We start from the raw sequence: 25,705 nt of genomic DNA on the forward strand, positions 1-25,705 counted from the left end.
CGTCCGGCACGCGTCGCGGGCGCGCTCGGGATCGAGGTCGATGATGACGGGGACCTCGAGGCCCGCGACATGCGGTACCTGCGCCAGAAACATCGAGCCGAATTTGCCGGCGCCGATCAGTGCCACGCGGACGGGCTTGCCGGAGGCATTGCGCGCTTGGAGGAGGGCGTGGAGGTTCATTGGGGAATTCCAGTGTTTCTTGGAGGCGCGGTAGGGCGGCTATCAGTTTCCCCGTCATGGCCGGGCTTGACCCGGCCATCCATCTCCAACGGGGGCCGTCGTCCTGATTGATGGATGCCCGGGTCAAGCCCGGGCATGACGACATTTTTCGTGGCGAGTGCTGTGCTCTACTCCGCCGCTTCGCGATGCGCCCGCGCCAGTTGTAGCAGCGCATCGTCCGGCAGCGTCACAATCGGCGTGAAGTCGCGATGCGCGATGTAGTCGGGCCGCGTGGGCGTGCGGATATGGTTCGAGACGGCGTTGAGCGTGAGGTACACGATCTTGCGCGGATAGGGTGTGATGTTGCCGGCGGAGCCGTGCACAAGATTGCCGTGGAACATCAGCATGCCGCCCGGCTTTCCGGTTGGCGCGACGATGCCGCCTTCTGCGACCAGCCGCGTCACCGTCGCCTCGTCCAAGGTCCACAATGGATAGGAGGTGGTCGCGAGATCATGCGACGCCTCGAGGTCGCCGGCATGCTGGCTGCGCGGCACCAGCATCAAGGGGCCGTTGATCGGCATGACCTCGTCGAGGAAGATCGCGATGTTCATCGCGCGCGGCTCCGGCATGCCGTCGTCGCGCTTCCAGGTGCCGTAGTCCTGGTGCCATTGCCAGACATCGCCGGTGAAGGCCGATTTGGCGTTGATCTTGAACTGATGCATGTAGACCTTCTCGCCGAAGATCTGCTCGATCGGCTCGATCATGCGCGGATGCGCCGCGAGCACGCGGAAGGCGTCGTTGTAGAGATGGGCGGCAAACGCCGTGCGCGGCGCGCCGCTCCTTTCGCGCCAGACCTCGGGCCTGTTGGCGGCGTAGATCGCCTCCGCCTCGTGGGCGAGGAACGCGGTCTCCTCCGGGCTGAACAGCTCGGGCAGGAACAGCCAGCCCTCGCGGTTGAAGAATGCAATCTGCTCCGGGGTCAGCTTCATGTCCTTCTCCCTCGCCTTGGCTTCCTCGGACGGGGCGCCCGCTCTTTGCGCCGGGCTGCCTCTGCGTCGTGCTCCCATCCTCTCGGCCTGCCGATGGGCGTCACGGTGCTTCCGCTGTCGACATTGGCAGAATCCGGGTGGATCGCAACATTCTCCAAGCCTATTTTGACTGGCAGATGATACGGGGCAGATCGACGATGGAGCCCGCCATGTCTGACCACTTCTACGCACTTTTCGAGACCGCGATCGGCACTTGCGCGATCGCCTGGGGACCGCGCGGAATCAACGCGGTGCAACTGCCGATGGGCGGCGTCGCGCAGACCCGGACCCGGATGCAGCAGCGCCACCCGGGCATCGGCGAGGATGAGCCGCCGGCGCATGTGCAGCGCGTCATCACCCGCGTCAAGGCGCTACTGGCCGGAGAGCCGGATGATCTCACCGACGTGGCTCTCGATCTCGACGGCGTCAGCGCATTCCAGCGCGGCGTCTACGACATCGCGCGCCGGATCCCGCCGGGCCGGACCCTGACCTATGGCGACATCGCCAAACAGCTCGGCGGCGTCGAGTTGTCGCGCGAGGTCGGTCAGGCACTGGGCCGCAACCCGTGTCCCATCGTGGTGCCATGCCATCGCGTGCTCGCGGCTGGCAACAAGCCGGGCGGCTTCTCCGCCAATGGTGGCGTCGACACCAAGCTGAGGATGCTGGCGATCGAGGGCGCCGCGGTGAACCATACGCCCAGCCTGTTCGATTGACGGCAGAACGCTACTGGAAGGCGGGTTTGATCTCCGGCGCGGTTCGCTCTATGCGGTGGCGCGGTCTCGACCCCGCCAACCCATCTCCGAGCTGAGCGCGCCGATGAAAATTCCGACCCTTCCCTTCACCGTGACCGACTGGTCGGCCGTTCCCGTGACCGAGCATCCGGGAGAGCAGGGCACGGCCTATTGGCGGACGCTGATGATCGGCGACATCCGGGTGCGGCAGGTCGAGTACACGCCGGGCTATCTTGCCGATCATTGGTGCGATCGCGGCCACATCCTGCTGGTGCTGGAAGGCGAGCTCGAGAGCGAGCTCAAGGATGGTCGCAGGTTCACTCTGTCGGCGGGCATGAGCTACCAGGTCTCCGACTTCGGCGACGCTGCCCATCGGTCCTTTACGCCGAAAGGCGCCAAGCTGTTCATCGTCGACTGAGATCTGCGAGCGTTACACGGTCTCGCAGGCGAAGCCGTCGCCCTTGCGCCTGATACGCCCGACCGAGGGCGAGGGAAAATGGGCCGTGCAGCACAGCGTCGCCGTGTCGCAATAGCGATCGAGAAAGGTGCGCCGCGTCGCTGCGGCCTGCGCCGGATCGACGTCGAATTTCGGTGACAGCTCGGGAAGCCCAAGCTGCAGCGGCGAGTGCATCAGGTCGCCGGAGAACACCGCGTCGTCCCTGCCCTTGCCGACGGCGACCGCGACATGGCCGGGCGTGTGCCCCGGCGTCGGCAGCAGACGGACGTGATCGCCGATCGCGAATCCATCCTTCACGATGTCGGCGCGCTTGGCCTCGACCACCGGCAGCACGCTGTCGGCGAATGGAGGCACCTCGGTCTTGGCGTTCTGCGCCACCCAGTAATCATATTCACGCTGCGCGAATACGTAGCGCGCATTCGGAAAGGTCGGCACCCAGCGGCCGTTGTCGAGCCGCGTGTTCCAGCCGACATGATCGGTGTGCAGATGCGTGCACATCACGACGTCGATGCCGTCGACCGACACGCCCGCAGTCGCAAGCGCCCGGATGTAGGTGTCGTCGGTCTTCATGTTCCAGACCGGCCGCGCGCGCGGCTTGTCGTTGCCGATGCAGCTGTCGATCAGGATGGTGTGGTGAGGCGTCCTCACCACGTAGGACTGAAAGCACAGGATCAGCGTGTCCTGCGCATCGAGGGCACCGGCCGCCTGCAGCGCGCTGCGTTCCGCTGCCAGCATCTCCGACGTCAGCTCCGGAAACATCTCGCGCGCCGGCAGGAACGTGGTTTCCTGCTCGATGATGCGATGAATGGTCGTGTCTGCAACCGAGAATGTCAGCGTCACGTCAGCTCCTGTTCGGCGATCAAGCCGCCGGCGGCACCGAGACCTTCACCGATTCCCGCTCCAGCATCTTGTTGTGGAACGCGTCGAGCGTTGGAAACGCCTTGCGCCAGCCGCAATCCGCAAACCGGAAATCGGCATAGCCGAGCACGCAGACGAGTCCGATCGAGACGATGTCGAACGGGCGCGTCATCAAGTCGGGCTGCGCATTGAAGCGCGCCATGCCCATCCAGGCTCTGTTCCAGTGGTCGTCGGACCACGCCTGCCAGCGCAGGCCCTCCGGGCGCACCATCGCCTCGTAGCGGCACAACAGCATCGAATCGAGCATGCCCTGCAGCATCGAATGCTCGCTCTTCACCTTCCAGCGCGAGGGACCCGATGCCGGAATGAGCTTGTTGCCGCCGGCGAGCTCGTCGAGATACTCGACGATCACATAGGAATCCAGGATCACGTCGCCGTTGTCGAGGATCAGCACCGGCAGCTTCTTCAGCGGCGTGATCTTCGAATACTCCTCATTGGCCTGGCCCGGCGTCACCGCTGCGGCCATGAATTCGATCTTGTCGATCAGCCCGAGCTCGATGGCGGCGATGCGCACCTTGCGGGCGAACGGCGAGGCGGGCGAGAAGGTGAGTTTCATCGGTAGTGTCCTCTGGCTGGTCATTCCGGGGCGATGCGAAGCATCGAACCCGGAATCTCGAGATTCCGGGTCTGGCGCTACGCGCCATCCCGGAATGACTCACAAGTCGATATCGCGCCTTACGCCTCGATGATCTCCTGGCGCTGCTCGCCGAGGCGCTCGATGCCGAGCGTGACGACGTCGCCGACGTTGAGGAAGGTCGGCGGCTTCATGCCCATGCCGACACCCGGAGGCGTGCCCGTGGTGACGATGTCGCCGGGCAGCAGCGTCATGAACTGCGAGACGTAGGAGATGCACTTCGCCATCGAGAAGATCATCGTCGCGGTGGTGCCGGTCTGGCGGCGCTGGCCGTTGACGTCGAGCCACATCGACAGGTTCTGCACGTCTGGAATCTCGTCCTTGGTGACGAGCCACGGGCCGACCGGGCCGAACGTGTCGTGCGACTTGCCCTTGGTCCACTGGCCAAGCCGCTCGATCTGGAAGTTGCGCTCGGAGACGTCGTTGCAGATCGTGTAGCCGGCGATGTGGTTCAGCGCCTCCGCCTCGGAGACGTATTTGGCGCGGGTGCCGATGATGGCGGCGATCTCGACCTCCCAGTCGAGCTTGGTCGAGCCGCGCGGCTTCTCGACCTGGTCATAGGGACCGCACAGCGCAGTGTTGGCCTTGAGGAAGAAGATCGGCTCGGCCGGAATCGGGTTGCCGGTCTCCTTGGCATGGTCGGAGTAATTGAGACCGATCGCCACGAATTTCGAGATGCCGGTGACGGGGGCGCCGAGCCGCGGCTTGCCGGCGACGGCGGGCAGGGAGGCCGGATCGAGCGCGGCGAGCTTCTTCAGGGACTCCGGCGCATAGGCGGCGCCGTCGAGGTCCTTCACATGCGCCGACAGGTCGCGCAACTGGCCGGATGCGTCGATCAGGCCCGGCTTTTCCGCGCCCTTCTCGCCGTAGCGAACAAGCTTCATTGGTTTCTCTCCCTCAATTCCTTGGTATTCCAGAGCCCTGTCATGGAGCATGGCGGGAGGAAATTCAACCTCGCGGGCTATGCGTCGCCGCTGCCCTGTAATGCCTCGAAGCGGAAGGCGGCGCCGTCCCGCCGGATATGGCCGGCATGGAAATGGCCGCCGATCACCAGCGTCTCAGTGTCGGCAAAACGCGAGAACAGCGCCCGCCGGGTCGCGATCGCCTGCGCCGGATCGGAATCGACCGTCGAGCTCCAATCGAGATGCGCCATCTGGCAGGGATGATGGGCGACGTCCCCGGTGAGCAGGGCCTGTGCGCCATCCGAGCCGATGTGCAGGCCGACATGACCGGGGCTGTGGCCCGGCGTCGGGATCAGCGTGATCTCGTCGGTGATCACAGCCTCGCTTCCGACCAGCTCCGCACGTCCGGCCGCAACGATCGGCTGCACGGAATCGGCGAAGGTCGCGGTCTCGTCGGCGGTCTCGCCGTGATCGCGCCAATGCTCATATTCGCTGCGGCCGAAGACGTAGCGCGCATTGGCAAAGGTCGGGACCCAGCGGCCGTCGACCAGCCGCGTATTCCATCCGACATGGTCGACATGGAGGTGGGTGCAGATCACCATGTCGATGCTCTCAGGCGGGAGGCCAGCAGCGCTCATCGTCTCCAGGAACGGTGTCGCGCGGTTGTTCCACATTGGCACGCTGCGGCCCTGCTTGTCGTTGCCGAGCCCGGTGTCGACCACGATCCGCATCGTCGGTGTTTCCAGCACCAGGGTGTGGATCGACATCTTCAGCCGGCCTTCATCGGTCGCAAAATCGGGCGCGAGCCAGGACAGCTCGCGGATCGCCTCGGGCGTTGCCTGCGGCAGGATGAAGCGGGTGCCGCCGACAGTCTCCAGCTCGACGAATTTGGTGATCCTGACCCGGCCGATCGTCCAAGACATGCGCGCTTCCTCGTCGTATTCTTGATGCCGCTCACGATGCCGCGTGGCTTATTCCGGCGCAATGGATCAACTGCCCGGAACAAGCGTTGCTGCATTCCGTCCATGAGGAGAACGCCATGCCAGAGCTGACGATATCGCCCGAGAAGGTCGCCTTCCTGATCGAAAAGGCGCGCGAGTTCGACGTCAAGGAGCAGGCGACCGATGAGGAATCCGGCTCGAATGCCGTCGATGACGACATGGTCGACGTGCTCCAGGATAGCGGCGATGATCCTGTGGTGCGCGAGATCACCGGTTTCATCAACGCGATGACCGAGGACGAGCAGACCGATCTCGTCGCCTTGATGCGGCTCGGCCGCGGCGACGGCGATATCGACGAGTGGGACGATCTGCGCCGCGAGGCCGCCGGCCAGCGCGACCGCCACACCGCGCGCTATCTGCTGGGCGAGCCGATGCTGGGCGATCTGCTTGCGGAAGGTCTCGACGCCTTCGGCATCGACTGGACGGAAGGCCGCACCACGGCGGATTCGTCGAGCCCGAGCCAGCGCGACGAGGACGAGACCACGAAGCGGTAGGTCGTTCGGAAAGGTAGAGTCGCTGTATTCATAGCGCGGATGGCAAACAGAACTCATAGCTTTATTAGTTGGATTCGAATTCCTGTTGCGCCGGCACTGCGCTCCCTCGCCCCGCTTGCGGGGAGAGGGGTGGGTGAGGTGGACTCTCCACAGACACCCGCGTTCGCGGGAGAGCCCTCCTCATCCGGATTGCATCTTGCGATGCAATCCGACCTCTCCCCGCAAGCGGGGCGAGGTGAAAGCCCGGGGTTGGCGTAGCAGGTTTCCGCGCCAGACCGCCCAAGGAAGTCTGTCTTACAGCGTGCCTGGGAAGGCGCCGCCGTCGAGCAGGATGTTCTGGCCGGTGATGTAGCCGGCCTTGGCGCCGCACAGGAAGGCGCAGGCGAGCCCAAATTCCTCGGGATCGCCGAAGCGACCTGCAGGGTTCGTCTTGGCGCGGTCGGCGAGGATCTGCTCCGGCGTGACACCGCGCCTCTCGGCTTCGCCCTTTGCCGTCGAGAGCAGGCGGTCGGTCTCGAACGGCCCCGGCAGCAGCGCGTTGATGGTGACGTTGTTGATCACGGTCTTGCGCGACAGGCCGGCGACGAAGCCGGTGAGGCCGGCGCGGGCGCCGTTGGAGAGGCCGAGGATGTCGATCGGCGCCTTCACCGCGGCCGAGGTGATGTTGACGATGCGGCCGAATTTGCGCGCCATCATGCCGTCGACGGTCGCCTTGATCAGCTCGATCGGCGTCAGCATGTTGGCGTCGAGCGCCTTGATCCAGTCGTCGCGGGTCCAGTTGCGAAAATCGCCGGGCGGCGGGCCGCCGGCATTGTTGATCAGGATGTCCGGATCCGGGCAGGCCTTCAGCACGGCGGCGCGGCCCTCAGGCGTGGTGATGTCGCCCGCCACTTCCGTCACGGTGACGCCAGGATTGGCAGCGCGGATCTCGGCCGCGGTCTTTGCCAGCACCTCGGCGCCGCGCGCCGTGATCGTGACATGCACGCCCTCATTGGCGAGCGCGATGGCGCAGGCGCGGCCCAAACCCTTGCTGGAGGCGCAGACGATGGCGCGGCGGCCCTTGATCCCGAGATCCACGATTGATCACTCCGATATGTCAGTGAGGCTGGAAGGAAGATGGGCGCATTCTAGCCAACCGAATTGCCGCTGATAAGAGCAGCCGGCCTGTGCCGAATTGCATGGCTCGCTATGACGGGAGAGGCGGCGCCGCCGTGTCCGTCAGATGCGCCGTTCCTGCTTCAGCCGGTCGATCAGGCTTGCGACCTCCGGAGGCAGCGAGCGGAAGCCTTTTGCGCCTGCGAGCGAGAGCATCGGCCGCAGGCGTGATCCCTCGAGGAAGCGCGGCTGACGCTCGGGGGGAACGATCCTGTCGAACACCAGCACCAGCGTGGTCGCGACCATGCCGGTGCGGATCGCGCCCAGCAGAGCGCCGCCGAGCCGGTCGCCAAAACCGGCTTCGGAACCGATCGCCTCGTCGAGCAGGATGCGGCCGATCTTGCCCAGCGCCATGCCGATGACGACGAAAGCGGCGAAGAACTGCAGCCAGTTCTGTGCCAGCGGAGTGCCGTGCACGTCGCGCAGTTGCGGGCTCATCGCCGCGACAGCGCCCATCGCCAGCGGCATCGCGAGCAGGTAGGCCAGAATCGTGATGGCGCTGCGCAACAGCCCGGTCGAGAAGCCGCTGTAGACGGCAACCATCAGTGCTGCACAAGCGGCGAGGTCGAAAGCGTTCATGGTTGCTCCGCCGCGGTTGTAGGCCGGTCCGGTAAACGATTCCGGTTTGCGCTGTTTCAAATCGTCTGTATCAATGCGCTGCAACAAATGAGGAAACTGTGGGAGAGACCATGTCCGACCTGTTCGATGTCAGCCGCGAGGTGATCCTGATCACCGGCGCGAGCCAGGGACTCGGGCGGCAGTTCGCACGGGTTCTATCGGCGCATGGCGCCGCCGTTGCGCTCGCGGCGCGCCAGACCGGCAAGCTCAAGGCGTTGGAGGAGGAGATCAGGGCGAGGGGTGGTCGCGCCGCCGCGGTCGAGATGGACGTGACGAGCACGGCGTCGATCGCCAGGGGCATGGATGCCGCCGAGGCCGCGCTCGGGCCCGTCACGGTGCTGATCAACAACGCCGGCATCGCGGTAGAGAAGCTCGCGGTCGAGCAGAGCGAGGCGGATTGGGACGCCGTGATCGGCGCCAATCTGAAGGGCGCCTATTTCGCCGCAACCGAAGCGGCGCGGCGCATGACGGCGCGCAAGGCCGGCGGCAACATCATCAACATCGCCTCGGTGCTCGGCTTCAGCGTCGTCAAGTTCATCTCGCCTTATGCGATCTCCAAGGCCGGCGTGGTGCAGGCGACCAAGGCGCTGGCGCTGGAGCTTGCGGCGAGCGGCATCCGCGTCAACGCACTGGCGCCCGGCTATATCGACACCGACATCAATCACGACGTCTGGGAGACGCCTGCGGGCGAGAAGCTGATCAAGCGCATCCCGCAGCGGCGCGTCGGCCATGAGAGTGATCTCGACGGCGCAATCCTGCTGCTGGCGTCCAATGCCTCGCGCTACATGACCGGCAGCGTTGTCACCGTGGACGGCGGCTTCCTGCTGACGTGAGGCCCTGCTGATCCGCAGGTTGATATCCCTCGATGGCAAGCGGACTCAGCCTTTCAGCTCGCTCCTGATCATGTCGGCGGCCTTCTCGCCGATCATGATGGTCGGCGCATTGGTGTTGCCGCCGATCAGGGTCGGCATGATCGAGGCATCGACCACGCGCAGGCTGGAGAGACCGTGCACCTTCAACTTGGGATCGACCACGGCGAGTGGATCGTCGACGCCCATCCTGCAGGTGCCGACAGGATGGTAGACCGTATCGACGCGGGCGCGCATGACGGCGCGAATGTCGTCGTCGGTCCTGACGTCCGACGTGAACAGGTCGCGCTTGCCGAGGCTGCGCATCGCCGGCGTCTGCATCAGCCGCTGCGTCGTCTTGTAGCCAGCCACCATGGTCTCGAGATCCTCGGCCTCGCCCAGGAAGTTGGGATCGATCAGCGGCGCGGCGAGCGGATCGGCATTCCTCAAACCGACCGTGCCGCGGCTCTTCGGTCGCAGCAGACAGAAATGGCAGGAGAAGCCGTTGCCATGGCGCTTGCGGCCGTGATCGTCGGTGACGGCCATGCCGAAATGCAGCTGGATGTCGGGGATGTCGAGATCAGGCCGCGTCTTCAGGAAGCCGCCGCATTCGGCGAAGTTCGAGGTCAGGACGCCGCGGCGCTCGCGGCGATATTGGCCGATGCCCGCCAGCAGCCGACGCAGGCCTTTCGGCGACAGGGAAGAGAAGTTGGGGTTGTCGGAGGTGTAGGCGAAGATGAAATCCGGATGATCCTGCAGGTTCTGTCCGACACCCGGCAGATGGTGGACGCTGGCGATGCCGAGCCGCGCCAGTGCAGTTGCGTCGCCGATGCCTGACAGCATCAGCAATTGCGGGGTCTGGAACGCGCCGGAGGCGAGGATCACTTCGCGCCGGCAGCGGATCTCCTTGACCTCCTTGCCCTGGCGATACTTCACGCCGACCGCGCGCTTGCCCTCGAACAGGATCATCGAGGCATGCGCCGAGGTCTCGACTCGCAGGTTGCTGCGGCTGCCGAGATGCGGCTGGATGTAGGCCCGTGCCGCGCTCCAGCGCTCGCCATTGGCTTGCGTGACTTGATAGAGCCCGAGCCCTTCCTGCGTCTCGGCATTGAAGTCGTCGCGGATCGGAAACTGCGCTTCGCGCGCGGCCTGGAGGAAAATCTCGTGCACAGGATTGTCGGTCCGCAGCCGGTTGACGGGCAGCGGTCCCGATCGGCCATGATACTCGCCGTCGAACTCGGCATTGTTCTCGGAGCGCTTGAAGTAGGGCAGTACGTCGTCATACGACCACCCGGGATTGCCGAGTGCAGCCCAATGATCGTAGTCGGCGCGGTGGCCGCGGATGTAGACCATGGCGTTGATCGCCGAGGAGCCGCCGAGCCCGCGGCCGCGCGGCTGATAGCCGATGCGCCCGTCCAGGCCCTTCTGCGGCACCGTGGTGAAGGACCAGTTGTTCACGGGCCCCGCGACCATCAGGAACAGCATGTAGGGCGTGGTCACGATCCAGTTGTCGTTGCGTCCCCCGGCGTCGAGCAGCGCCACGGATGTCGCCGGATCTTCCGACAAGCGGCCAGCAACCGTTGCGCCGCCGCTGCCGCCGCCCACGACGATGAAATCGACCTCGTCCGTCACGCATCTCTCCCTGATGTTGTCTTGCTTGTTGTTTGAATGTCATTCCAAGAGCGGCGCCGCGCGCAGCTGGCGAAACCATTGGGTTAGGCTTGCACCCCATCATCTCGGGGTTCCGGGTTCGCACTTTGCGCGCCCCGGAATGACGATTGGTGTGGCTAGGACAGGAATCGCAGCAGCTTTTCGATTCGTGCGATGCTGGCGCCGTAGGGAGGATAGAGATCCTTCATGCGGTTGAAGGGCGAGCGGTAGAATACCGGCTTCAGCTTGCTGAAGCTGTTGAATCCCCATTCGCCGTGATAGTGGCCGATGCCGGAGGCGCCGACGCCGCCCATCGGCTGGTTCATCTGCGCAAAATGCAGCAGGCAGTCGTTGATGGTGACGCCGCCGGAGACGGTGCGTGCAAGCACCGTATCACGGGCCGCAGCGTCAGTGCCGAACCAGTACAGCGCGAGCGGCCGGTCGTGGGCATTGATGTGGCGGATCACCTCGTCGGACTGGCGATAGGTCATGATGGGCAGCAGGGGACCGAAGATCTCCTCCTGCATGATCGCCATGTCCGGGGTTGCACCGACCACGACGGTCGGTGGAAATTTCCGCAGCTTCTTCCAGGCCGGATCTTCCGGACTGGTCGTGCTCAGCGTCTTGGCGCCGCGCGCGATCGCGTCGCGCAGCAATCCTTCCAGCCGGGCATAGTGCCGCTCGGAGATGATCGACGTGTAATCGTCATTGGCCGGGTTGGTGCCGAACATCTGCAGCATCTGCCGGTGCAGCTTGCCCGCGAATGCGTCGCGTTGCGGCTCGGGCACGAACACGTAGTCCGGCGCGATGCAGGTCTGGCCGGCGTTGAGCAGCTTGGCATAGGCGATCCGCTCCGCGGCTTCGTCGATGTTGGCGGAGACGTCGACGATGGTCGGTGACTTGCCGCCGAGCTCGAGCGTCACGGGGGTCAAGTTGCGCCCGGCGGCCTCAGCGACGATGCGGCCGACGCGGGTCGAGCCGGTGAAGACGAGATGATCGAACGGCAGCGCCGCAAAGGCCTCCGCGATGCCGTTGTTGATGCCGGTGACGGTGAGCTGGGCCGGGTCGAAATTCGCCGCGATCAGCTCCTTGAGCAGCGCGGAGAAGTGCGGCGTCAGCTCGCTCGGCTTGATCATGACCCGGTTGCCGGCGGCGAGCGCGCCGATTGCCGGCGCCAGCGTCAGCTGCAGCGGGTAGTTCCACGGCGCGATGATGCCGACCACGCCGAGCGGCTGCGGAATCAGGCGGTTGCGCGCCGGCCAGAACTGCAGCGCGGTGGCGATGCGCCGCGGCGCCATCCAGCGCGGCAGCACCTTGAGCGTGTGCCTGATCTCGGCCTGCAGGAACAGCGTTTCGGCAATCGTCGTCTCGACGGCGCAGCGGTGGCCGAAATCGGCCGAGATCGCCTGCTCCAGGCGCTTCTCGTTGTCCGACAGCATCGCTCGCAGCCGCTTCAGGCCGTCCAGCCGCGCCGCGAGGGCGGGTGGAGGCGCATTGCGGGAGGCCTCGACCTGCGCGTGGAACGCGTCGTCGAGCGCCGAGAGGGCTGGGCTCTTCACGGACTGGTCCATGGACGTCTCCTCGCGTGTACCGCGGCCGCGTGCAGGGCCGTCATTCTGGTTGGCCTAAAGCTGCCGCGTTGCGGAACCCTTGGCAAGCACGGCATCGGTTTGCGCCGCCTGGCGATAGCGTAGAGCCAAACCGTTTGGCGGGTGTGTGGTTCGTCGATCCCTGCCGCCGCCCTTCGAGGAACTTTGTCGTTGTTCCCAGCCTGGGCCGTGCGCCTCATGCTGGCGGGCAAACAGGCCGATCTCATAAGAGATTGGATTATCGATGTAATTCGAGCAACGAGGCTCGTAGCGGGCGGTGTCACAATCCGGCAAAAAAACTTGCGGAAAGCCCTTTCCAAACCGGCCTCGCATTGGTACATACCGCCCGCACCCGATGGCCGACCCGGCCGGCGGGCTCAAGCCTTCTCAGGAAGCCTTTGGGATGGATCGGCAGCGCCTCAGGCGTCTGCCAGGACCGCCCCGTGCTTCTCTGAAGGTGACGCACAAGTTAACGCGGGGTGGAGCAGCCCGGTAGCTCGTCAGGCTCATAACCTGAAGGTCATAGGTTCAAATCCTATCCCCGCAACCACTTCTGTCATAACTCACTCACCGTCCCGGTCTAACCGCTGGGACGGACTCCGGGAATGAGGGATCCCGACGGCCCAGGTTCGGCTGCGCGCAGCCGCTATCTTTGGGGTTCATCGAGAGTGAAGGACAGACGTCCTCTCGACAGAACCTTGCCTTTACTACGAATCGGAGGGGCGGACGTTCGAATCGTTCCCGGCGCGCCATCGACTGCCCTAGGGGAGCGCCAACACCGCTCACCCCCTCTAGAGCGTTGGCCGTCCGAAGTGCCTCCAAGCGGAGGCACAAAACTTGAAAATACAAAGAATTACAGAAAGCCAGCGGCACGCTCGCGGTAGAATTCGGCCGTATCACCCGGACCGATGCCGCCCCGTGCCAGCCAAAGCGTGCAACAAAACGTCCAACAGGACGTCCAACATTTCGTCCAACAGGGGAGGGAATCATTCCTGACTTCCTCACCCGTCGGAATGGTACCTGGCATTCGCTCGGCGCGTGCCGGTCGAGTTTGCGGCACTGGACCCGCGTGGCATCGTCAAGCATTCGACCAGGGTTCGCTGTCTTCTGACCGCACGGGCCGGAGGGCCACGCGCGTTGCCGATCAACTGAACCAGGAACTTGAGAACCATTGGCAGGAGCTTCTTGCCTGCCAGATGGGCATTGCACCGCAGGGATATAACGAGGCCCGTGTCGGGCCCGCTCGCTGGGCTTTTGCGCAAGCTCGATGAGTGGATCAGGCGGCGGTTGCGCGCCATCGTCTGGACCCAATGGAAGCACGGTCGCACTCGCTTCGATGAGCTGCAACGCCGCGGCGTTGGCCGGGAGCTGGCACTCAAGACCGCCGGCAACCCACGTGGCCCTTGGCGGCTCTCGAACAGTGCCGCGCTGACCATGGCTCTGCCGAACGTCTTCTTCGTATCACGCGGCTTGCCTTACGGCACGCTCGTGCAATCAAGTGCCAAGCGTTACAATTTTCCACATAGCACTTTGGCACAAGAACCAGCTGGCCATCGGCAGCCGACGATCACGGAAAACCAATCCTGAAAAAACGTATGACAGCAAAGATGCGCTTCACGAAAACCTTCGGCGCGTGGGCGCCGCTCGACGCCAGATGCAGCCGGAAACCACGCACATCCTCTGGCTCGGCCTGATCGGGAGAGCGGCCGAGCAACGCGGCGAAGTCCTTGACCCTTTGTACGTAGTCATGTTGGGTCTTCGGAGCGAACTTGCGGATCGCCATGTCTTCGATCATGCGCTGGCGCAACGGGCTGATGGCCTGCTTGGTCATTGGGGATGCTCCTGTCTTGAGTGAGGTGTCGAACCCCTCATCTCAAGACAGGACGCCCCGTTGCGCTATCGTCTTGCCTCCGCCGCCAGCCGCGGAGTCCGCGCGAGCGGTTTAGTCCAATGGACCGGGGGCGACGTTCGATCGGGCAAATACGAGGTTCGCTTTCCCGGACGAGCGGGCGCGGCATCGCCGCGCTGGCGGAGTCGCCTGGTGGCCCCATCTTGGACCCTCGGTCATAGCCGGCGATGTCGCTCTCAGGGGGCAACCGAACGTGAGTCGTCGCACAGCCGGAAGGTTGCTATTGACCTAAACGGCCTTCCTACAGATAGTCTACGGCCTGTCCCGGCAACACGTATCCATACACTCGGAAGCCATCGTCCGTTTCATCCGCGGGCAGATGGATCTTTTCGAGTGCACTCCGAATCTTTTGACGGTGAGATCGGTCTGTCGCGAAAGAACAGTTCACAGGTCACGAGGTCAGCTCACAGCTTGGGCAAATCAATAAAACCCAACCGGATCGCTTTCACAATGGCTACGAGCCGGCTCCCCGTCTCCAGCTTTTCCATCGCGTTTCTAAGATGAAAATTAACCGTGTTCGTGCTGATTTGCAAAACGATACTAATATCCCACGAGGATTTGCCCTGGGCTGCCCAATGGAGGCAGTCAATTTCCCGTTTCGATAGCTTCAGCGATCGATCACCTGCCATTGTTTGGATAACCCTTCTTTTGACGCTTGGACGAGGAGCCGCGTGTGCGCTCGGCACCTCCGGAACATTGTCCATCGCTCTCCGACTTCGTCATCGCATGTAGAGCGGTTGGTCAATGGCAGACCCTCGGCAAAACCGGACCTCCCATGACCGGCTTCAATGTCAAGCCTCATTATGAGTTGAGTGCATCGCGCGGTTCGCGTTTCGCTCGGTAGCGATCCGCGATCAGAGTTCCGAAGGCTCCAAGGAAGGTGAGCATCCACGGTCCGAGCGGCTTCCCATCGGAAAAATATCCGACAAGCATGCTGCCTGCCGCAGCAGCCAAAAGTTGCAGCGCGCTGAGCAATGCTGCGGCACTACCGGCGCTCGACGCGTGCTGGGCCAAAGCGCCGACGCTCGCGTTCGGGAATATCACCCCAGTGCATAGCATAACAATTCCGACAGCTAATACGGTAAGCGCGCCAGACTGGGGCTGCAAAAAAGCGACCAAGGGAAGTCCGATCGAGACCAACAGCATTGTAGCCGAAGCGACCCCAAGCACGGCATCTCCGCCGAACCGATGGAATAGATGGGCGTTAATCTGGGCAGAAAGAATATAGCAGACGGACCATATCGCGTACGCGACCGAATACAACCAGGACGAATATCCATAGAACTCGATAAGAATAGCGGGTGAACTCGTGATGTACGCGTATAGTGTGAACATAGCAAAACAACTCATGACGACATTCGTCACGAAGCCGGGCTCGCCTAAGATCCGCAAGTTCAACGCAAGAACGTGCGCCGGCATAACCGTCATGCGCATTTGTTGTGGCAGCGTCTCGGGAACAAACGCAGAGGCAACTGCGCAAGATATTAGTCCATACCCTGTGCAAAACCAAAAAATCGCCCTCCATCCAAATTCATTAAGCAGGAGCGAACCGCCGATTGGCGCTACAATGGGGCCGACGCCCATTACCAGTATCAGTTTGGCGAGCAGATGTCTTGCGACTTGACCGGTCGCGATGTCACGGACCATCGCACGCGGTATGACCGTAGGTGCCGAGCATCCAAGCGCAGCGAAAAAACGCAGCGCGGCCAGCGATTCGATATCGGTGGCCAAAGCACAACCGGCAGAGGCCGCAGTGTAGACGAGAATGCCGCAGATTAAAGGGGTGCGGCGCCCAAACCCATCGGATAGCACGCCTTGGATAGCTTGACCGAGGGCCAAGCCAATAAACCACGCGGCAAGGGTAATTTGAGCGCTGCCCTTCGGGGCGGCGAACGTGGTTTCGATCGCCGGAAAGGCGGGCAGATACATGACGGTTGACACTGAGCTGATCGAAATCAGAACGCCCAGGATAGTCGGTAGGAGAGGAGACGTTTTCACCGTCATGTTCTCGAAAGTTGGATTGGACTTTGAGGCTAGGCTGCGTCGACTTGCGCCGGTCGCCCTAACGTGCTCGCGACGACCTCACGCAGCGTATCGATCGCAAACGACAGATCCGTAGAGGAAATCGTTAAAGGCGGCAGCAGTTTCACGACATGGTCGTGGACGCCACAGGTCTCGGCGATTACGCCATTCTCAAACAAACGTTTAGAGATCTGATCGGCAAGAGCAACGGACCGGAATGACAAACCCGTGATAAGTCCTCGGCCAACCACGCTTGCCTCGCCGTCCGTAGAGTCAGCAATCGCGGTCAGTTCCCTTGTCAACACATTTGCGTGCTCCTGAACCGATCTCGCGAAGTCACCGTTCGTCCAGTAACATCGGATAGCAGCCGTTGCGCCGACAAACGCAAGATTATTTCCGCGGAAGGTTCCATTGTGCTCACCCGGCGACCAAATGTCGAGGTCAGGGCGGATCAATACTACGGATAGCGGCGCTCCGAGGCCGCTCAGCGATTTGGAAAGTACGACCATATCTGGCTGAACCGCGCTACCCTCGAAGCTAAAGAACGATCCGGTCCGCCCACAACCAGCTTGAATGTCGTCGACGATAAGCAACGCTCCGATCTCCCGGCAGAGCCCAGCGATTCTCTCGATCCAAGACATGCGTGCGGCAGCGAGACCACCTTCGCCCTGTACCAGTTCAACGATCACCGCTGCCGGTCGATCAATTCCAGAGCCTGGCGATGTGAGCATCGCTTCGATGTAATCGCAAACGTCGACTGACGGACCGAAATAACCGTCGTACGGAAGGAACGTAACATTTGTAAGTGCGACGCCGGCACCCGCCCTCTTGACGGGATTCGATGTCAAAGCGAGCGCGCCAAGACTCATCCCATGATAGCCGTTTGTGAACGCCACGACATTGGTACGACCAGTGATCTTGCGCGCCAATTTCAATGCCGCTTCAACAGCATTAGTTCCGGTCGGACCTGTAAACTGAATTTTGTACGTAAGTCCGCGTGGAGCGAGGATGCGATCTGAAAAAGCCTGCAAGAATTCGGCCTTCGCTACCGTATGAAGATCTAGCGATTGAACGATGCCGCTTCCATTGAGATACTCGATCACCGGCGCGACGATAAGAGGGTTGTTGTGCCCATAGTTCAAACTTCCAGCACCTGCAAGAAGGTCGAGGTACTTTCGGCCATCTGTGTCCACCATCCAGGCGCCGCTTGCGGACGAAAAGGTAACCGGGAAATGTCTGCAATAGGATCGCACGTTAGATTCCGCGCAGTCGAATATTGTCGTATACATTGCTTAGTCCCTCTCGTTTAAGACGCACTAGGGCAACCTAGGAAGCTGGATGATTGCGCTCCTGGAGCAGCGAGGCCGACCCGAAGCCGCTATGAGTGCGCAGTCGCTCTAGCATTTCGTCGCGGCTTGACCACATCAGATAAAACGGTTCACCCGGAAATGAGGCTGGTGCAGGCGCGACGATGCAAGGAGCGATATGCGAGAAGGCGTTGCTGCCGAGCGGGAGCGTTGATCGCGCAACCCTCTCAAAGCATGTCGCGCAAAGCCATTCGACCCCGAAGTGCTTGATTGAGAGCAAGCGAGTCATCCGTCCGACGCACGCATTGATTCCCTCCTGTCGGAGTTCGGGCGCGACGAAGGCGGCCCCACAATACGCGACTTTGCCGGCCATGAAGGGGAACTCCGGCGTGAGCAATTCTTCCGCAAACGGCGCCAATCGCGGAGCGAGATCCCAAAAGACCTTTCCCACAGCCAGGTCGTAGCGAAAATCGTGGCTATCGATCAACTTGATGGCTGCTGTCGCAACGCAATGGCCCGATCTGCGCGCGATCGCCCAAAAACTATTTGCTGGCGTAAGGTAGCTGTGTTCTGGATCGTACGTGCTGAGAACTACCTCGCCGGAGAGCTCATAGTAGGCAGCCGCAAAAACGGCGAAATCGCTACCGACTTCGAATGTAAGGCCCAGGCCGGCGAGATAGGCGTGCCCTCGACGAACATAATCATTAATGAAGAGCAGCCAATCGGGAACTGGGTAAGAGCGCATGTGTGTGTACCTTATCGTCTCGCGGTGTTCATTGTGCCTCAACTGAGTTTTCGCTGACCAGGCGCCGAATGCGAACTTTTCCGGTATTGGTCGATGGCAGCGTATCGGCATAAACGTAGCGGGCTGGGTACACGTGAGCTCCAAATAGTCGTGTGACCGTCCGACCAATCGTACGCTCATGCTCTGCTCGCATGGCAGGGGAAACGCTACGTGCGAGCGTGATCAAGTAGAAGGTATGCCCACGGACGACGTCCGGCTCGATCACAATTGTCATTGGCCTGTCTGGAAACACCATTTCAAGCTCGGTCGCGAGGAGTCCGAGACGAACGTTAACGCCGTTGACTTTCACCAGATCGTCTCGACGGCCATTGAGCCGGATCTGTCGCCCCGGATGAATTTCTACGTCATCTTCGATGGTGATGCCGTCGAGATTGGGGCCAAGCTCTCCGCTTGGTGAAGCTGTTGCGCAGCGTGGGCTCAATACACGGAGCCGTCCCTCAAGGTCTGGACCGAGCAGAGTGGTGTCGGAACACAGCTGCCAAAAGCTCGCGTCGTCGCGCGCCGATTGTCGATATGCAATTGCGCCAGTTTCCGTCGATCCGAAGATTTCGCGGAGGGCGTAAGAGGACGGGCGGCCAAAGTTCGGCATGTCCCGAGCAACTCGCGGGACCGGGCCAGCAGAATGGAGGATTGTCGTCGATGGATCGTCCAGAACCCCGGTGCGCATCAACATCTGCCAAGTCGAGGGGAGGCTAAGAATAATTCGTCTCCCGGACGATGGAACGCGGAGGATTTCACCTCCCTGAAGCTGGGGGCAATAGGTCAGGCGAGCGCGCTTGTTGCGCGCGAGTGCGATCCCGCACAAGAAGCCGAAGGCGTGGTTTACAGGAGCGAATGAAACCACTTCATCGACTTGCTCGAGTGCGAAAGCCTGCACAATGCAGTTCGCTTCAAGTTCGACCTGCAGCATCGATCGCCACGCTACCTTTGCCGTCCCAGTCGTCCCTGAGGAGCGTAGACCGATACTTGCACAGAGGGGGATAGTCTGGCGAAGCTGGCTAGCCCGCCAAAAATCGATCGACCAGGGGGCGCATGTGAGCGAGCGATCGAGTTCGCTGCGCACCATGCATCGCTCGTCTGATTTAGAATCGAATAGCAGAGCCTGCAGCTCCGGCCAGGACAATTCCTTGGCCGCTGGTCGGGTGGTCGTATCCATCGCGTCCACGTTCGCGCCTCCTCGGCATTCACTCCGCAGCACCTGACACGTGCTTAACGCTCAACTTTCGTTCGACCAATTGGGCTGCCCGTCGAACAGTCGAAAGATTAAAGGAGAGATCGTCAACACCAAAATCGATCTCGATTCCGAATAGTTCTTCAAGGAGTGAGACCATTTCCATAGCTTTCAGGCTGTCGAAGTTCAGTCCAGGAATGCTTGGAAGGGGCGTGTCGATCTGAGCGAGTTTCAGCTCGAACGGAAATAGTTCGCGCGAAGCGGCTAAGATCTTGTCAACAGTCGTCTCGCCCGGCATTGCGCCCCTCCTTTACTGCGCGATCGCGCATTTCGGCCAATATGACATTCCAATGATCGAACGGATCAACCGGGATCAGTCGTATGAAGAGGCGGTCGTGCGGGAATACGTCTTTCGACGCACTGAGCACACCCTCAACAATCTTGTCACGCCAGGAGCGCTCACGTGTTTGGTCTACCTCGATAGCAATAAACGCGACGGAGGCCAGCGATTTCACATTCGAGCGGGCGAGCGGGGCGGGTCCAGAGAATACGGCACTCGGATCAATGACCAGCCAGCGAGTAAGTACGTGCCTGACATCGACTCCCAGCCGTCCGAAGGTGACCGTGACGCGTCGACAGAAGCGGCCCCGCATAGTGGGGTCTTTGAGGTCGGAGTGGATCGTTAAGGTGGGCATGGCTCAAGCGGTCAACGCGAGAACAGGAAGCGAGAACGCGGGATCATCAGCCTTACGCTTCAAAAGCGTAAATAGCGCTACCGCTAATGGATCCTGGCCGCTTTGCTGTAGCGGCGTCCATCCGATCTCACCGGTCTTGGAAACGAGTTTCGCAAGAAAACGGTCCAGCGAAGATGATGACATAGGGAGGCGATCGTTCTGGCCATAGGCAAGCAACGCTTGGTAGGTCGCATAAAGGCTTGGCAGAGAGGCTCTTGTTTCTCGGAAACCGGACATGATAGACAGTTCGCCGAGACAATTGGCGGTCTTCTCGGCCAAATCTCGTTGGCCAAGGCTGTGCAGTATATAGCTAGCCTGGGCAGTCGCACTTCCGCTTGATAAGCCGCGGGGTGTAGCGGCGGCGCCGTCCGGGCGCAAGCATCGCATAACAAAGCCGGTAAGAGAGCGATGATCGATTTCGTTGTTGGCGTCCCTTCCAAGCGAGGTAAGGATGGCAACCGCGGACATCGATGACGTCATATCAGATCCTCGCCCCACCCAATACCCGAAGCCGCCATCTGGGTTTTGCAACTCTCTAATCCATTCGACCAGCCTTCCTTCCTCGCGGAGCCGCCGGCCCGCCAGGCGGAGGGCCGACACGGCCCATAGTGAACAGCGCACCTCTGCGCCGCGCCCCGGCATATACATTACGCCGCCTTCCCATGGGGTATGTGCCGTTTGGAGCCATTCGCACAGCGTCTCGATAGAGGGATGTCGGGGGGAATTGATGCAGGCGATCATCACTGCCGATGCGGTCGTCAGTGCGTCGCTGGCAAGCGCGATTGGGCGATAGTTGAGCCCTCCCGACGGGACGCTTGTCCGTATAACACTTCGGCGTACGACATCCGCTTGGGCCGCCTCCAGCTTCGAGTCGAGCGCCGCGAGTGCTCCGACAGCCGAAAAGTTTGCCCATACATCGGACTGAGCGCTGCCCTCCCAACGAGTAAACCCCTCCGGCGTCAGTTGGCCGAGTATCCACTCGCGGCACGCTTCCGGCTCGGCTGGAGACCATCCCAGAGCTCGAAGAGCGCTTGTGGCCCGAAACGTCGCCCACATGCATGGCGCTGCGTTCGCATGAAAGCAAAACGCGCCGGTTTCCGCCTGTCTGCTCTGCATCCACTTTAGAAGTTCGTGCCCTTGCCAGGGCAGATCCGGACGCTGTTGGAGAGCTTTAAGAGCGTTAACGGCGTAGTAGACCGCCCTTACATCCGATTGTCGGTGGCCTGGACACCAAGTAAGGCCACCGTCTGGCAATTGAAGCGAGCGCAGCCAAGTTAAGAGCTCGGCCTGGGCGGGAATCTTCGCCCGCACGATTTCGTGGAAAAGACGCGCGGCGTAGTAAGTCGCCCATACGTCCGGCTCCTGCCCGGCGATCATTGCAAAGCCGCCGTTGCCGTGTTGGAGGCGAGCCAGCCAGTCGGCCATTCTTGGAATTTCGGGCACGGGCGCGCCCAAGTCCGTCAATGCTTGGCTGCAGTAGTATGTGGCCCACACGTCTGATATCAGTCCCCGTTGCCACGCGAAGCCTCCATCGCGATTTCGTCGTGACAAGAGGTAATGTATCGTTCCGCTGCGCTCGGGCTCGGGCAGCGTGTACTCCAACCACCTCAGGGTTCTCACACCAGCGTAGGTGGCCCAAAGGTCTGCCCCGCCAGTGCCCGCCCCGCCGTCCCGCAACAGATGCAACGAGCCTGACAGGCGCTCGATGGACGGGTCGAGGCTAAGCTGCGACGGCATTGGAGCGCTTCCAGCTCTTTAGCGACGCCCCACTCTTTGTCGTGATGGGAAGCTGAGCTACAATCTCGAGTTCAAAATTCAGTCCATGATCGCGAAATGATCTGGCCGCATTTTTCGAGAGCTCGTCTAGTCTGTCGCTATAGTCCGGGTCGTGTTCCAGAATGATGCCGACAACTTCGTTATTCCGAACCTTTAGTAGGTATCCAGTGACTCCTTTGGTATTGTAGACCATGCTATCGACCTCGGCTGTGAGGTAATTGCGGCTACCAATTCCGAGCGTCTCTTCTTCGCGCCCTAGAATCTCGAGGTATTTTCTCGAGCTGCTCGTGTCACCTAGTATCTTGACTCTGTCGCCTGTGTCGAAGCGCAGCAGCGGCCTTGCGAATGCATTCAACGTAGTGATGACCAGTTGACCGCAATCCCCTGGCTCGGCAGGCTTGATTCCTTCTGGTGTCGATATCTCACAGATATATGCATATTCCAGAAGCCGGAGAGAGTTGTCGCTGCCTGTTGCGGCAATCGTTCCTGTCTCGGTCGACCCGTAGCTCGCAACGTAGACGTCGGCGTCCCACTCGGACGCCAGCATCTGCCGCAATTCCCGGCAGACGACCTCGCCGGAAAGCATGATGGTGTTTACCGAGGCGGCGCAAGAGCGAAAGGTTCCTCGGATCTTGAATACACGCATCATCTGGATCAGCGTGCCGGGTGATGCAAATACTACCGTGGGCTGAAAGCGACTGCAGAGCGCTTCAATCCGATCCCAGGAAACAATGCCTTGGGTGAAGGGAAAGCATCTCGCGACGCAAGCACTTGCCATTTCGCATACGCCGACGATTAGATCGCCGATAGGTGCGATATCGGACGGCAGCAAGGTCAAGCAGCGGTCATTCGGCCGAATGACCTCTCCCCATTGTAGAAACACACTTCCGTAATTCCAGGCGATATCTTCTGCCGTTCTGCGTGTCGGCGTTGCCGTTCCTGTTGTTCCAGTCGATTCATAGTACTTGACTGCTTGTTCGATAAGGCTGCTCTCGAAATCATCGGGACGCGCCTTCAAGGCAGCTTTAGAAGTAACATCGAGTTGTTGAAAGGCGCCGACGCTAAAGCGGCCCAGATGTGAGTATGCCCGCGACGACTTCGCGATATCCCAAACCCGCGCGAGCTTTCTTTCCTGATACGCGCGGAGCAGTGGAGGACATTCGCTTTGCCAAACGCTTCGCATCTCGGCAAGTGCATTGTTGGCCTCCGACGAGGCGCTCGTCGCTTCAATATTCATCGGAAACTCCGTGGATAGGCCGACAGTGTGACGTCGAGCGGCGATGGAGAGGCTAGAAGTCGAGGAACACGTAGTCGGCGCACTTGCCGCTGCGGTCGTTGATGACGAACGGCTCGCTCGAATCCACCGACAATATCTCGCGAAGGACGTCGTTCTGGACGTCGTCCTCGATGAGCGCCTTCAGGACATCATCATGCGATGGCTCCGCCGCACCGAACTGAGGCCTTATCCGGATCTCGATTCGCTTCACAACGCCGTCGCGCTGACGGAGTATGACCTGGGAATCTTCGATGTTGCGAATACGGCGTACCGCCTGCGCGATCGCTCTAGGCGAGACGTTGTTTCCGTCGAAGAATATTCTGTTGTCGGCGCGGCCCAATACTTTAAACTCAAGAATACGTCCGTCAGCGGTCTGATCGACCGCCTCAATGAGATCGGGAACCTTGTATCTCAGCATTGGGTTGATGACGGCCTCATTCAATGACGTTACGACCAGTGAGCCGTCCACCAACTCGACGTATTGATAGTCAAGGGCCCGGAATTGGTTGCGCGGCATCTCTGGCGTTTGGAAGCCGATCACCCATGGTTCAGTCCCACCGTAAACGCTCCAGAGCTCAGCGTTGGGGAATGCGCGCGTTATAGCCCGTTCGTGAAAACCCTTTAGAGGCTCTCCGGTCCAGAGGACTGCTTGGACCGTCGGCATGTCCCGGCCAAGCTTGACCACATAAGAAGCGATGATCTCCAGCAATGTAGGGTTTCCGGAGATTACGCAGGCCTCGGATTGGAGGAGCACGCGGCCCCAGATTGCATCGAGATCGAGGTCGTTTGCGACATTGCCGAGGTGCAGGTATATCATCCCCTTCGAGAGACAAAGCTCTCGGAAGAAGTGGTTTGCTGACCAGGCCTTGCCGCCAGAAGAGAAATCGACGAAGCGCCGACCAGACGTCCGGGACGTCGGATTCCATGATTGCAGTATCTCTGGGATGTGCTGATGCCGTGGTTGTAACCCGATTTTGGGTTGACCGGTTGTCCCAGACGACATGAATAGATAGGCGCCGCTCCCTCGCCAAGCGTCGGAGATCTCGCGCATGGCGTGCAGGTATCCCTGCTCGGTCAGGAGAGGTACGGCGCGTAGGTCGGCAGGACTCCTGATAGGGTCGGCAGATGTGTACGCCTCAGCCAAGTTCGGAAGAGTGCGGAGGTAGCTCAACAGACGATTGGGAACGGTCCAACACACATCCATCACGCAACATCCTTTTGCATCTAACGGTAGTATGGTAGTATCAGTTGAACTTCAACGCGTCCAATACGAATGAAATATAGGGCGTCTTCTAAAACAGGTATGACATGCCTCAGTTGCGACGTTTCCGGCAATTCATCGTAGTTGCGGAAGAATTGAGCTTCAGTCGGGCGGCTAAGCGCCTCAATATTGCGCAGCCGCCTTTGACGGCGGCAATCAAGGCTTTAGAGGCCGAGCTGGGGCAGACATTGATTGATCGTGGTACCCGCGTTTTTGGTCTGACCACGGCCGGGAAAGTATTTCTCCGTGAAGCAAAATTGACTGTTGCACAAGCTGATCGAGCCATGTCGCGCGTACGAAGCGCAGAGCAGCCCATCGAGGGGCCTCTACGGATTTCGTTCGTTGGGATGGGCGGAGCATACAACCTTGTTCCTCGGTCGTTGCGGCAATTGCGTGCCGAGCATCCGAAGATGGAGCTCGTCCTTGTCAAGGCAACAACCGCACAACAGATGAAGATGCTGCATACGCGGCAGGTGGACATCGCGATCGTTGCTGGCCCCGTGCTCACAGCCGACCGGCTTTCCACGGAGTTGCTATTTTCCAGCCAAATGGTTGCAATAGTTCCCGACAACCATCGCTTCGCGAGCCCTTCTGTGACAACGGTGTCGCTTGTCGACCTCGCGCACGAGAACTGGATTTTATTCCCACCGACCGAGGGGCCAGGGCTTTATGGCAGCATTGTTGCAGCTTGCGCTCAGACGGGCTTCCACCCTTACGTGAGTCATTGCGTACCTGACTTCCAGACCGCGATAGGCTTGGTCGCTGGCGGGCTTGGGATTTCGGTCATTCCTATGTCACTTCGATCGGAGATCCGGCCGGGCGTGGCCGTGCGTCAACTGACCGGATGTGGAACACCTATCAACTATGATCTCCTAATGACCTGGCGGTCCGAACCGGACGCGTCGCCGGCCACTGCGAGCTATATTTCTATCTTGCGGCGGGTCGCGCAACAGGGACCTCAAGAGCCTGATCTGGACGTTCCGGACTTATCGTTGCTGCCAAGTGCACATCCCGAGTTGCCCTAGAACCATCGACGAGCCATTTTCGAATTTTGCACCGCCACTCCCGCGACCCACTAAATCTGGTAGGTCACCCGGGTGAGTTGGTGTGCTTGAGTGGCCGTCGCTCCACGAAGGAGGAGGCGAGAGCAATGATAGCGGTTACAGACAAGGTCACATCGTTCTTCCGCGCATGCAAATTGGAGGACCAATCGGCTACGTCGCCCCTTCCGGAAACGCTCCGCATGTCGCTGGAGGCACG

Annotated in this window: 27 protein-coding genes, 1 tRNA gene and 1 pseudogene (1 of these 29 running past the window's edge); 7 read left to right on the plus strand and 22 right to left on the minus strand. The window is 61.1% G+C overall.

Annotation, left to right across the window (positions count from 1 at the left end; translation table 11 throughout):
* Together QX039_RS31750 and QX039_RS31755 are read right to left on the minus strand one after the other, a co-directional pair.
* A protein-coding gene (locus tag QX039_RS31750) for an NAD(P)H-dependent oxidoreductase (RefSeq protein ID WP_315736254.1) crosses the window boundary here: on the minus strand, positions 1–180 show its beginning. Its footprint begins 1,164 nt before the window's first position; the window shows 180 of its 1,344 coding nt (coding positions 1–180); it begins with the start codon at positions 178–180; its stop codon lies beyond the left edge, outside the window.
* A gap of 167 nt (positions 181–347) precedes the next feature.
* Complete coding sequence (locus QX039_RS31755) at positions 348–1,148, minus strand: phytanoyl-CoA dioxygenase family protein (protein ID WP_315736255.1); 801 nt, start codon at positions 1,146–1,148, stop codon at positions 348–350.
* Positions 1,149–1,357: 209 nt separating this feature from the next.
* On the opposite strand from QX039_RS31755, the gene QX039_RS31760 reads away from it, so the two are divergent.
* Together QX039_RS31760 and QX039_RS31765 are read left to right on the plus strand one after the other, a co-directional pair.
* A complete protein-coding gene (locus tag QX039_RS31760; protein ID WP_315736256.1) occupies positions 1,358–1,900 on the plus strand; it encodes a methylated-DNA--[protein]-cysteine S-methyltransferase in 543 nt (180 codons plus the stop codon).
* Between the two features lie 103 nt (positions 1,901–2,003).
* Positions 2,004–2,336, plus strand: coding sequence for a DHCW motif cupin fold protein (locus QX039_RS31765; RefSeq protein WP_315736257.1), 333 nt, complete (start codon positions 2,004–2,006; stop codon positions 2,334–2,336).
* Positions 2,337–2,348: 12 nt separating this feature from the next.
* Here QX039_RS31765 and QX039_RS31770 read toward each other — a convergent pair whose 3' ends face one another.
* From QX039_RS31770 to QX039_RS31785, 4 genes are all read right to left on the minus strand, one after another.
* The gene (locus QX039_RS31770; RefSeq protein WP_315736258.1) at positions 2,349–3,215 is read right to left on the minus strand and encodes an MBL fold metallo-hydrolase; all 867 of its coding nucleotides are present in this window, start codon (positions 3,213–3,215) and stop codon (positions 2,349–2,351) included.
* A gap of 19 nt (positions 3,216–3,234) precedes the next feature.
* Positions 3,235–3,849: a glutathione S-transferase family protein gene (locus QX039_RS31775; protein WP_315736259.1), complete on the minus strand. Its 615-nt coding sequence runs from the start codon at positions 3,847–3,849 to the stop codon at positions 3,235–3,237.
* A 119-nt stretch (positions 3,850–3,968) separates the two neighbouring features.
* Positions 3,969–4,811, minus strand: coding sequence for a fumarylacetoacetate hydrolase family protein (locus QX039_RS31780; RefSeq protein WP_315718081.1), 843 nt, complete (start codon positions 4,809–4,811; stop codon positions 3,969–3,971).
* Positions 4,812–4,888: 77 nt separating this feature from the next.
* Positions 4,889–5,752, minus strand: a complete 864-nt coding sequence (locus tag QX039_RS31785; protein ID WP_315772780.1) for an MBL fold metallo-hydrolase — start codon at positions 5,750–5,752, stop codon at positions 4,889–4,891.
* Between the two features lie 116 nt (positions 5,753–5,868).
* Between QX039_RS31785 and QX039_RS31790 the strand changes: the two genes are divergently transcribed.
* On the plus strand, positions 5,869–6,324 hold the full coding sequence (locus tag QX039_RS31790; protein ID WP_315736261.1) for a DUF3775 domain-containing protein: 456 nt from the start codon (positions 5,869–5,871) through the stop codon (positions 6,322–6,324).
* A 294-nt stretch (positions 6,325–6,618) separates the two neighbouring features.
* On the opposite strand, the gene QX039_RS31795 is transcribed toward QX039_RS31790, so the two are convergent.
* Together QX039_RS31795 and QX039_RS31800 are read right to left on the minus strand one after the other, a co-directional pair.
* On the minus strand, positions 6,619–7,401 hold the full coding sequence (locus QX039_RS31795; protein ID WP_315736262.1) for an SDR family oxidoreductase: 783 nt from the start codon (positions 7,399–7,401) through the stop codon (positions 6,619–6,621).
* A gap of 141 nt (positions 7,402–7,542) precedes the next feature.
* Positions 7,543–8,058: a CvpA family protein gene (locus QX039_RS31800; RefSeq protein WP_315736263.1), complete on the minus strand. Its 516-nt coding sequence runs from the start codon at positions 8,056–8,058 to the stop codon at positions 7,543–7,545.
* Between the two features lie 110 nt (positions 8,059–8,168).
* Here QX039_RS31800 and QX039_RS31805 point away from each other — a divergent pair, with 110 nt between their 5' ends.
* Positions 8,169–8,930 (plus strand): SDR family oxidoreductase, encoded by a 762-nt coding sequence (locus QX039_RS31805; protein ID WP_315736264.1) that lies wholly within the window; start codon positions 8,169–8,171, stop codon positions 8,928–8,930.
* A 45-nt stretch (positions 8,931–8,975) separates the two neighbouring features.
* Here the strand turns inward: QX039_RS31805 and QX039_RS31810 are convergent, their stop codons facing one another.
* Both QX039_RS31810 and QX039_RS31815 read right to left on the minus strand, forming a co-directional pair.
* Positions 8,976–10,577 carry a GMC family oxidoreductase gene (locus QX039_RS31810; RefSeq protein WP_315736265.1) on the minus strand — a complete coding sequence of 534 codons (1,602 nt, stop codon included), beginning with the start codon at positions 10,575–10,577 and terminating at the stop codon, positions 8,976–8,978.
* A gap of 155 nt (positions 10,578–10,732) precedes the next feature.
* Positions 10,733–12,166 carry a coniferyl aldehyde dehydrogenase gene (locus QX039_RS31815; protein WP_315736266.1) on the minus strand — a complete coding sequence of 478 codons (1,434 nt, stop codon included), beginning with the start codon at positions 12,164–12,166 and terminating at the stop codon, positions 10,733–10,735.
* Between the two features lie 491 nt (positions 12,167–12,657).
* Between QX039_RS31815 and QX039_RS31820 the strand changes: the two genes are divergently transcribed.
* Together QX039_RS31820 and QX039_RS31825 are read left to right on the plus strand one after the other, a co-directional pair.
* Positions 12,658–12,734: transfer RNA gene (locus tag QX039_RS31820), tRNA-Met, on the plus strand.
* Between the two features lie 680 nt (positions 12,735–13,414).
* On the plus strand, positions 13,415–13,771 hold the full coding sequence (locus tag QX039_RS31825) for a group II intron maturase-specific domain-containing protein (RefSeq protein WP_315718070.1): 357 nt from the start codon (positions 13,415–13,417) through the stop codon (positions 13,769–13,771).
* Here the strand turns inward: QX039_RS31825 and QX039_RS31830 are convergent.
* The 12 genes and pseudogenes from QX039_RS31830 to QX039_RS31880 all read right to left on the minus strand — a co-directional run bounded on the left by QX039_RS31830 (position 13,752) and on the right by QX039_RS31880 (position 24,235).
* A complete protein-coding gene (locus QX039_RS31830) occupies positions 13,752–14,015 on the minus strand; it encodes a phage integrase N-terminal SAM-like domain-containing protein (RefSeq protein WP_315769830.1) in 264 nt (87 codons plus the stop codon). The genes QX039_RS31825 and QX039_RS31830 overlap by 20 nt on opposite strands.
* Positions 14,016–14,497: 482 nt before the next feature.
* The gene (locus QX039_RS31835; RefSeq protein WP_315718612.1) at positions 14,498–14,797 is read right to left on the minus strand and encodes a helix-turn-helix domain-containing protein; all 300 of its coding nucleotides are present in this window, start codon (positions 14,795–14,797) and stop codon (positions 14,498–14,500) included.
* Positions 14,798–14,894: 97 nt separating this feature from the next.
* Positions 14,895–16,097 (minus strand): Bcr/CflA family efflux MFS transporter, encoded by a 1,203-nt coding sequence (locus QX039_RS31840; protein ID WP_315718613.1) that lies wholly within the window; start codon positions 16,095–16,097, stop codon positions 14,895–14,897.
* Between the two features lie 29 nt (positions 16,098–16,126).
* Positions 16,127–17,404: a diaminobutyrate--2-oxoglutarate transaminase gene (ectB, locus tag QX039_RS31845; RefSeq protein WP_315769827.1), complete on the minus strand. Its 1,278-nt coding sequence runs from the start codon at positions 17,402–17,404 to the stop codon at positions 16,127–16,129.
* A 37-nt stretch (positions 17,405–17,441) separates the two neighbouring features.
* Positions 17,442–18,167: a hypothetical protein gene (locus QX039_RS31850; RefSeq protein WP_315718615.1), complete on the minus strand. Its 726-nt coding sequence runs from the start codon at positions 18,165–18,167 to the stop codon at positions 17,442–17,444.
* Positions 18,168–18,195: 28 nt separating this feature from the next.
* On the minus strand, positions 18,196–19,383 hold the full coding sequence (locus QX039_RS31855) for a class I adenylate-forming enzyme family protein (RefSeq protein WP_315718624.1): 1,188 nt from the start codon (positions 19,381–19,383) through the stop codon (positions 18,196–18,198).
* A gap of 28 nt (positions 19,384–19,411) precedes the next feature.
* Positions 19,412–19,696, minus strand: coding sequence for an acyl carrier protein (locus tag QX039_RS31860; protein ID WP_315718616.1), 285 nt, complete (start codon positions 19,694–19,696; stop codon positions 19,412–19,414).
* The gene (locus tag QX039_RS31865) at positions 19,674–20,093 is read right to left on the minus strand and encodes a hypothetical protein (protein WP_315718617.1); all 420 of its coding nucleotides are present in this window, start codon (positions 20,091–20,093) and stop codon (positions 19,674–19,676) included. The genes QX039_RS31860 and QX039_RS31865 overlap by 23 nt, the downstream gene beginning before the upstream one ends.
* Positions 20,094–20,096: 3 nt before the next feature.
* On the minus strand, positions 20,097–21,557 hold the full coding sequence (locus QX039_RS31870; protein ID WP_315718618.1) for a prenyltransferase/squalene oxidase repeat-containing protein: 1,461 nt from the start codon (positions 21,555–21,557) through the stop codon (positions 20,097–20,099).
* A gap of 45 nt (positions 21,558–21,602) precedes the next feature.
* Positions 21,603–21,869: pseudogene (locus tag QX039_RS33130) on the minus strand (hypothetical protein); the annotation flags it as partial.
* Positions 21,853–23,145: a phenylacetate--CoA ligase family protein gene (locus QX039_RS31875; protein ID WP_315718619.1), complete on the minus strand. Its 1,293-nt coding sequence runs from the start codon at positions 23,143–23,145 to the stop codon at positions 21,853–21,855. The pseudogene QX039_RS33130 and the gene QX039_RS31875, both read right to left, overlap by 17 nt.
* A 52-nt stretch (positions 23,146–23,197) precedes the next feature.
* Positions 23,198–24,235 carry an AMP-binding protein gene (locus QX039_RS31880; protein WP_315718620.1) on the minus strand — a complete coding sequence of 346 codons (1,038 nt, stop codon included), beginning with the start codon at positions 24,233–24,235 and terminating at the stop codon, positions 23,198–23,200.
* A 257-nt stretch (positions 24,236–24,492) separates the two neighbouring features.
* On the opposite strand from QX039_RS31880, the gene QX039_RS31885 reads away from it, so the two are divergent.
* A complete protein-coding gene (locus QX039_RS31885; protein ID WP_315718621.1) occupies positions 24,493–25,470 on the plus strand; it encodes a LysR family transcriptional regulator in 978 nt (325 codons plus the stop codon).
* Positions 25,471–25,705 lie beyond the last annotated feature (235 nt).

The sequence above is a fragment of the Bradyrhizobium sp. SZCCHNR1043 genome, assembly GCF_032489675.1.
Lineage (GTDB): Bacteria > Pseudomonadota > Alphaproteobacteria > Rhizobiales > Xanthobacteraceae > Bradyrhizobium.

Excerpts from the sequence above, each read along its gene's own strand:
- QX039_RS31850 (WP_315718615.1), bottom strand. The coding sequence starts at position 18,167 with ATGCGCTCTTACCCAGTTCCCGATTGGCTGCTCTTCATTAATGATTAT.
- QX039_RS31760 (WP_315736256.1), top strand. The coding sequence starts at position 1,358 with ATGTCTGACCACTTCTACGCACTTTTCGAGACCGCGATCGGCACTTGC.
- QX039_RS31875 (WP_315718619.1), bottom strand. The coding sequence starts at position 23,145 with ATGAATATTGAAGCGACGAGCGCCTCGTCGGAGGCCAACAATGCACTT.
- QX039_RS31790 (WP_315736261.1), top strand. The coding sequence starts at position 5,869 with ATGCCAGAGCTGACGATATCGCCCGAGAAGGTCGCCTTCCTGATCGAA.
- QX039_RS31830 (WP_315769830.1), bottom strand. The coding sequence starts at position 14,015 with ATGACCAAGCAGGCCATCAGCCCGTTGCGCCAGCGCATGATCGAAGAC.
- QX039_RS31805 (WP_315736264.1), top strand. The coding sequence starts at position 8,169 with ATGTCCGACCTGTTCGATGTCAGCCGCGAGGTGATCCTGATCACCGGC.
- QX039_RS31840 (WP_315718613.1), bottom strand. The coding sequence starts at position 16,097 with ATGACGGTGAAAACGTCTCCTCTCCTACCGACTATCCTGGGCGTTCTG.
- QX039_RS31880 (WP_315718620.1), bottom strand. The coding sequence starts at position 24,235 with ATGCGCGAGATCTCCGACGCTTGGCGAGGGAGCGGCGCCTATCTATTC.
- QX039_RS31780 (WP_315718081.1), bottom strand. The coding sequence starts at position 4,811 with ATGAAGCTTGTTCGCTACGGCGAGAAGGGCGCGGAAAAGCCGGGCCTG.
- QX039_RS31755 (WP_315736255.1), bottom strand. The coding sequence starts at position 1,148 with ATGAAGCTGACCCCGGAGCAGATTGCATTCTTCAACCGCGAGGGCTGG.
- QX039_RS31885 (WP_315718621.1), top strand. The coding sequence starts at position 24,493 with ATGCCTCAGTTGCGACGTTTCCGGCAATTCATCGTAGTTGCGGAAGAA.
- QX039_RS31785 (WP_315772780.1), bottom strand. The coding sequence starts at position 5,752 with ATGTCTTGGACGATCGGCCGGGTCAGGATCACCAAATTCGTCGAGCTG.
- ectB (WP_315769827.1), bottom strand. The coding sequence starts at position 17,404 with ATGTATACGACAATATTCGACTGCGCGGAATCTAACGTGCGATCCTAT.
- QX039_RS31865 (WP_315718617.1), bottom strand. The coding sequence starts at position 20,093 with ATGCCCACCTTAACGATCCACTCCGACCTCAAAGACCCCACTATGCGG.
- QX039_RS31855 (WP_315718624.1), bottom strand. The coding sequence starts at position 19,383 with ATGGATACGACCACCCGACCAGCGGCCAAGGAATTGTCCTGGCCGGAG.
- QX039_RS31860 (WP_315718616.1), bottom strand. The coding sequence starts at position 19,696 with ATGCCGGGCGAGACGACTGTTGACAAGATCTTAGCCGCTTCGCGCGAA.
- QX039_RS31815 (WP_315736266.1), bottom strand. The coding sequence starts at position 12,166 with ATGGACCAGTCCGTGAAGAGCCCAGCCCTCTCGGCGCTCGACGACGCG.
- QX039_RS31765 (WP_315736257.1), top strand. The coding sequence starts at position 2,004 with ATGAAAATTCCGACCCTTCCCTTCACCGTGACCGACTGGTCGGCCGTT.
- QX039_RS31800 (WP_315736263.1), bottom strand. The coding sequence starts at position 8,058 with ATGAACGCTTTCGACCTCGCCGCTTGTGCAGCACTGATGGTTGCCGTC.
- QX039_RS31835 (WP_315718612.1), bottom strand. The coding sequence starts at position 14,797 with ATGGACAATGTTCCGGAGGTGCCGAGCGCACACGCGGCTCCTCGTCCA.
- QX039_RS31775 (WP_315736259.1), bottom strand. The coding sequence starts at position 3,849 with ATGAAACTCACCTTCTCGCCCGCCTCGCCGTTCGCCCGCAAGGTGCGC.
- QX039_RS31870 (WP_315718618.1), bottom strand. The coding sequence starts at position 21,557 with ATGGCCGACTGGCTGGCTCGCCTCCAACACGGCAACGGCGGCTTTGCA.